The organism is Pedobacter sp. 10L46_2, from assembly GCF_056395165.1.
On record NZ_JBFTIZ010000283.1, the window covers coordinates 1 to 5,486 of the forward strand.

Genomic DNA, 5,486 nt, shown 5'->3' on the forward strand with positions numbered 1-5,486 from the left:
GTTAGCTTATCTTTAAATAACGATCTGCTAAAGGAAGTAGAAGTAGTAAGTACAGGTTATCAAAAAATACCAAAACAACGTGCCACAGGAAGTTTTGCATTGGTAGATAGCGTACAATTTTCACGCAAAGTAAGCCCTGATGTATTACCCAGATTAGAGGGAATTACCAGTGGTCTATTATTTAATAGGAATACAGTTAGAGCCAATTCTGGGCCCCTTGATTTGTCGGTTCGCGGCCGGAGCACCATTTTTGCAAACGATCAACCCCTCATCATTTTGGATAACTTTCCTTTTGATGGAGACTTCAATTTCATTAACCCAAATGACATCGCCACAATTACAGTTTTAAAAGATGCCGCGGCCACATCTATATGGGGGGTTAGGGCAGGAAATGGTGTGATTGTAATTACTACCAAAAGAGGTAAGAACCTGCAGCCTTTAAGTGTATCTGTAAATTCGAATGTTGCCATTTCCGGCAAGCCTGATCTTTCTTATAATCAAATTTTTTTATCCTCATCCGATTATATTGACATAGAAACATTTTTATTCAACCATGGAAAATATGATGAAATATTAAATAATCCTCAAAACTATAATGTAATTTCTCCCGTTGTCCAAATCCTAAACAAACAGCGAATGGGTCAATCTGCTGATGAAACGGCGCAACAATTAAATGTTTTACGGACTAAAGATGTAAGAAATGACGAGTTAAAGTATTTTTACAGGAGACCGGTTTCGCAACAATATGCCGTATCATTAAGTGGAGGAACGGCAAAAACAAATCATTATTTCTCTACCGGATACGACAAAACTGATGCGTCCTTGATAGCCAATAACAACAGCAGAATAACTATAAACAGTCAAAACACAATTCGTCCTGTTAAAAATCTCGAACTGGAACTAGGGTTGTATTATGTAAAATCAACCTCAAACGTAGATAGTGCCCTAAGCGAAATATCATCGCTTACTGCTCCCTATTATCAATTTAGAGATACAAATGGCCAAAATAATGTGTTCGACAGAAACTTTAGTTCCAGTTTCAAAAAAGACGCTCAAAACAATGGATTTTTGGATTGGTCATATTTACCCTTAAATGAATTGGGCAAATCTCCACTAATAATAAAAAATAATGATCTCCGGTTAAATGGAGGACTAACCTACACCATCATTCCAGGATTAAGCGCAACCCTTAAGTACCAATATCAGCAGTTTGATAGTAAGGCATCGCGCTATAACAGTATCGAAACTTACCAAACCAGACACCTCATCAATCAGTATTCTATCCTAACTTCCGGTATAGTTAGTGGCTACAACATCCCCTTAGGAGGAATTCTCTATACAGCTAATGGCAAAGCTTCTTCTAATAGTGTACGCACCCAATTAAATTATGAGAGAAGCTGGCAAAAAAGCACAGTTTCAGCTATTATAGGTTATGAAATCTCAGAATCTATATCTGACTTGAACAGGCAAACTAAATACGGATACGATCAGAATTCTGGCAAGTCAGCGGCTGTAGATACGGTAAGCTATTTTGATTTAAATCCGGTAGGTTCAGGCCGGATTGGAACCAACTATAACGTGTTTAAAAAAACAGATAGAATGCGTTCCTCTTATATTAACGTGGCTTATACTTACGACGGCAGATATACCCTTTCAGGAAGTGCAAGGGTTGACGGCTCTAATTATTTTGGTATAAAAACCAACCAAAAATATGTTCCATTATGGTCTGGAGGGGCACTATGGAATATCGACAGAGAAGATTTTTATAAGTTAAACTGGTTGCCTGTTTTAAAACTCAGGGCATCCTATGGTTATAGTGGCAATCTGGATAAATCTAACACAGGAATTACCACCTTAAGGTATAATGCATTAGGGGCAGCGTATACTAACCTGACTTTTGCGAGCATCATCAATATAGGGAATCCAGAGTTAAGATGGGAAAAGGTAGCAATTGCCAATGTTGGAGTTGAGTTTGGTCTTAAAAATCCTTCCATTAATGGAAAAGTGGAATATTATATCAAAAATGGTTCTGATATCCTGGGCGATAAATCTTTTCCTTCAAATACCGGCATCAAAATCTTAAGAGGCAATTACTCGAAATTAAAGGCTAAAGGACTCGATATATCCCTGAATTCACAAAACCTAAAAGGAAAACTGGGTTGGGCCACAAGTTTTACCCTCTCCACCGTGCACGACTGGGTTACTGATTATGGTGTTGCTGAGCCTGCCAGTGTCTACTACGTTGGCACTTACAGTAGTGTTCCGACATTAAATAGACCTGTATACGGAATTTACAGTTACAAGTGGGCAGGATTAGACCCAACAAACGGTGACCCCAGAGGCTATCTGAATGGCGAGGTTAGTAAAGATTACAAAGCCATTCTTAACAGTTCCATGCAAGATGTGGAATATAATGGTTCGGCAAGACCCACTATTTACGGGGGGGTAGGTAATGTTTTTTTCTTTCAAAAATTCACATTAGCTTTCAACATCAGCTATAAATTTGGCTATTATATCAGAAAACCATCAGTGAATTATTATGAAATGTATAATACAGAGATTAGTTCAGCCATGAATGCTGATTTTGGAAATCGCTGGCAGAAAAGCGGAGATGAAGCTATTACAAACATCCCATCGATGGCGAGTTTTGGAGAAAATAATTTTCGGGATAAATTCTACAATAGTTCATCCGCTACAGTAGCACCTGGCGACCATATTCGTTTACAGGACATAAGTATCGGTTTCGACCTTGATCGCTCCAACTGGAAAAACATACCGGTAAAACAGTTACAGCTTTATTTTTATGCAAATAACCTGGGAATTATCTGGAAGGCAAATGATTTCGGATTAGATCCTGATCTTGTACCAGCAACAGGAAATGGATTATCTCACCCAATAGCCAAAAGTTTTGCTATTGGATTTAAGGCCAGATTTTAAAGAATATTTAGTGATATGAAAACAAATAAAATCGCACTATTTACCACCATATTTTTAATGATGGTATTATCCTCTTGCAAAAAAGGTTGGCTGGAAGCAAATCCAGACCAATCCCTTATTGTCCCAAAAACCCTGGAAGATTTTCGGGCCTTACTTGATAATACCTCCCCGACTTTCAATATTAATCAGGCTTGTGGCTTAGCTGAAATTGCCTCTGGCGATTTTTATATCTTATATAGTTCATGGCAATCACTTTTTACCGTACAGGAAAAATCAGCTTATACCTGGGCTCCAACAGCTAACTTTTATAATGGAGAAACTAGTGCCGATTGGGAAAATTCTTACAGACGAATCTTAAATTCAAACGTCATCCTTGATGGCATTAAAAAGATAAAAGCCCCCACTACCCGACAAGATGAATGGAATAACATATATGGCAGCGCCTTATTCTTTCGTGCTTTCGATTTTTTTAACCTTGCTCAGGAATATTGTACAGCCTACATACAAGCTACAGCAAAATCAGAATTAGGACTACCTTTAAGACTGGATTACAATGTGAATATACAATTGCAACGCTCCACTCTACAACAAACTTACGATCAAATCATTAGAGACCTAAAATCAGCTATTCCTTTATTGGACACTACACCCTTATTTAAAACAAGACCATCCAGACAAGCAGTTTTCGCATTATTGGCCAGAACCTATTTGGCTATGGAAGACTACCAGCCCGCAGGTTTATATGCCGATTCAGCTCTACAAATCCAATCAGATTTAATGGATTATGCAACATTAAATCCGGATGCGGCCTACCCTATTCAGAGATTTAATCCGGAAGTAATATTTCAAAGCACTTTTACCTTTGGAATTTTTAATGCTTCGAGATTAATTGTTGAACCCACATTACTTAGTAATTATGCTGAAAACGATTATCGACCTAAGATTTTCTTTAAACACAACACCAATGGAAGCGCAACTTACAAAGGCAGTTACAATAGCGACAAGAATTTATTTGGTGGCTTAGCTACTGATGAACTTTTTCTGATCCGTGCAGAATCTAATGCCAGAGATGGCAAAATTGCTATTGCACTAGCAGACTTGAACCACCTTTTAAGGAACAGATATAACCGCAAATACAGAGATATTAACGCCGATAATGCAGAGCAGGTATTAAACTATATTGTAAATGAGCGCAGAAAGGAATTAGTATTCAGAGGGCTTAGATGGCAGGATCTGAGGCGCTTAAACAGAGATAATAGATTTTCAATTACCTTAACAAGAACATTCAACAATCAAACTTACACCCTAATGCCTAACGACAAAAGGTATATTTTTCCAATTGATGAAATGGAATTGAGCCTAACTGGAATACAGCAAAATGACAGGGAATAGATTAGTTAAAACAGGGGTAGGTAACACCCCCATGATGTATTTTATTCGAAATGACCTGTAACCATGGACCCAGATACATACGTCATACCAGAAACTGGCAATAATGTTCCATCTAAGGTAGGATGAGTATTAAGTCCAATATCCCATTGAGCAGAACACAAACTTCCCATTGGCTCACAGCGATCACCAGAATAATAACGATAACCTCTTGGATCACTAGGCAGAGGAAACGTAATATCCGTTTTATAATAAAGCACTTTATTAGTCCTTTTAATTGTTGTGAATGCACTGAAGCCAAATGCAAAACCCGCTATTAACACACCCAGCGCCGCTTTTTTAATGTTGTTCATTTTTAAAGTTTTAATTTAATGAGACTGTGTTTATTTTAACAGGCTACAGCAATTACCTGTTTCACGCGCGTAAAGCCTTTATTTTCTGTAAAGAAAAATCCCCGCAAATGCCAGTAACACAAACCCCAGATTAAACCAGATGTGCTGCTGCCATGTCATTGTACTGATCACTCCACCACAATGACAGGGCAACTTGCTGCCAGAAAAAACCATGTATAACAGATATAGAGTAAACAAAATCATAAGTACAAATGAAGCATACAATCCCCATTTTCTAATCGGAGCAAAAATTAACAACACACCAATAACCAGTTCAGCTATTGGAATACCCCATGCAACCAATTTACTATACTCACCAATTAAAGGTGATTTAGACAGTGTAGAAGAAAATGAACGAATAGCAAATAATTTGCTTGCAGCAGTATACATAAACAAGGCAAGAATCAAATAAGCAATAGCATCTACAATAATAACTCTGGCTTTAGCAGATAAATAGAATTTTGTTTGGTTAAAGAATATTGTTTGCATGGTTTACAACTATGTGTTTTAATGGTCCAAAAATGCAGCTCATTTATTTTAAAAAAAATACGGATTACTGCCAAAATAATTAAGAAATACTTTGGCAGGATCTCACCCCTGAATCAGAAATTTAGGTGATACTCCAAAACACTTTTTAAATGCACTGCTAAAATAATGCGGATCTTTGTACCCAACTAATCCCGCTATTTCGTGAACAGATTTGTTTGTTGTAAGCTGATACTTTACCCCATAATACATCCTGATTTTAATGACCTGCGCATGCAAAGG

General features: G+C 37.4%; 5 protein-coding genes. 2 read left to right on the forward strand and 3 right to left on the reverse strand.

The features are described 5' to 3' along the window. Together AC1DDX_RS22450 and AC1DDX_RS22455 are read left to right on the forward strand one after the other, a co-directional pair. Positions 1-2,937, forward strand: a 2,937-nt coding sequence (locus AC1DDX_RS22450) for a SusC/RagA family TonB-linked outer membrane protein (protein ID WP_477622627.1), incomplete at its 5' end; no start/stop codon positions are given. A 15-nt stretch (positions 2,938-2,952) separates the two neighbouring features. Further along, positions 2,953-4,329, forward strand: a complete 1,377-nt coding sequence (locus AC1DDX_RS22455; RefSeq protein WP_288879443.1) for a RagB/SusD family nutrient uptake outer membrane protein — start codon at positions 2,953-2,955, stop codon at positions 4,327-4,329. A 41-nt stretch (positions 4,330-4,370) separates the two neighbouring features. Here AC1DDX_RS22455 and AC1DDX_RS22460 read toward each other — a convergent pair whose 3' ends face one another. From AC1DDX_RS22460 to AC1DDX_RS22470, 3 genes are all read right to left on the reverse strand, one after another. Beyond that, positions 4,371-4,679 (reverse strand): hypothetical protein, encoded by a 309-nt coding sequence (locus AC1DDX_RS22460; protein WP_288879444.1) that lies wholly within the window; start codon positions 4,677-4,679, stop codon positions 4,371-4,373. A gap of 78 nt (positions 4,680-4,757) precedes the next feature. Further along, positions 4,758-5,207, reverse strand: coding sequence for a MauE/DoxX family redox-associated membrane protein (locus tag AC1DDX_RS22465; RefSeq protein ID WP_288879445.1), 450 nt, complete (start codon positions 5,205-5,207; stop codon positions 4,758-4,760). A 102-nt stretch (positions 5,208-5,309) separates the two neighbouring features. Beyond that, a complete protein-coding gene (locus tag AC1DDX_RS22470) occupies positions 5,310-5,456 on the reverse strand; it encodes an AraC family transcriptional regulator (protein ID WP_477622628.1) in 147 nt (48 codons plus the stop codon). Between the last annotated feature and the right edge of the window lie 30 nt (positions 5,457-5,486).

Bases quoted from the DNA above. Each gene is read 5' to 3' on its own strand.
- AC1DDX_RS22455 (WP_288879443.1), top strand. From the start codon at position 2,953: ATGAAAACAAATAAAATCGCACTATTTACCACCATATTTTTAATGATG.
- AC1DDX_RS22460 (WP_288879444.1), bottom strand. From the start codon at position 4,679: ATGAACAACATTAAAAAAGCGGCGCTGGGTGTGTTAATAGCGGGTTTT.
- AC1DDX_RS22465 (WP_288879445.1), bottom strand. From the start codon at position 5,207: ATGCAAACAATATTCTTTAACCAAACAAAATTCTATTTATCTGCTAAA.
- AC1DDX_RS22470 (WP_477622628.1), bottom strand. From the start codon at position 5,456: ATGTATTATGGGGTAAAGTATCAGCTTACAACAAACAAATCTGTTCAC.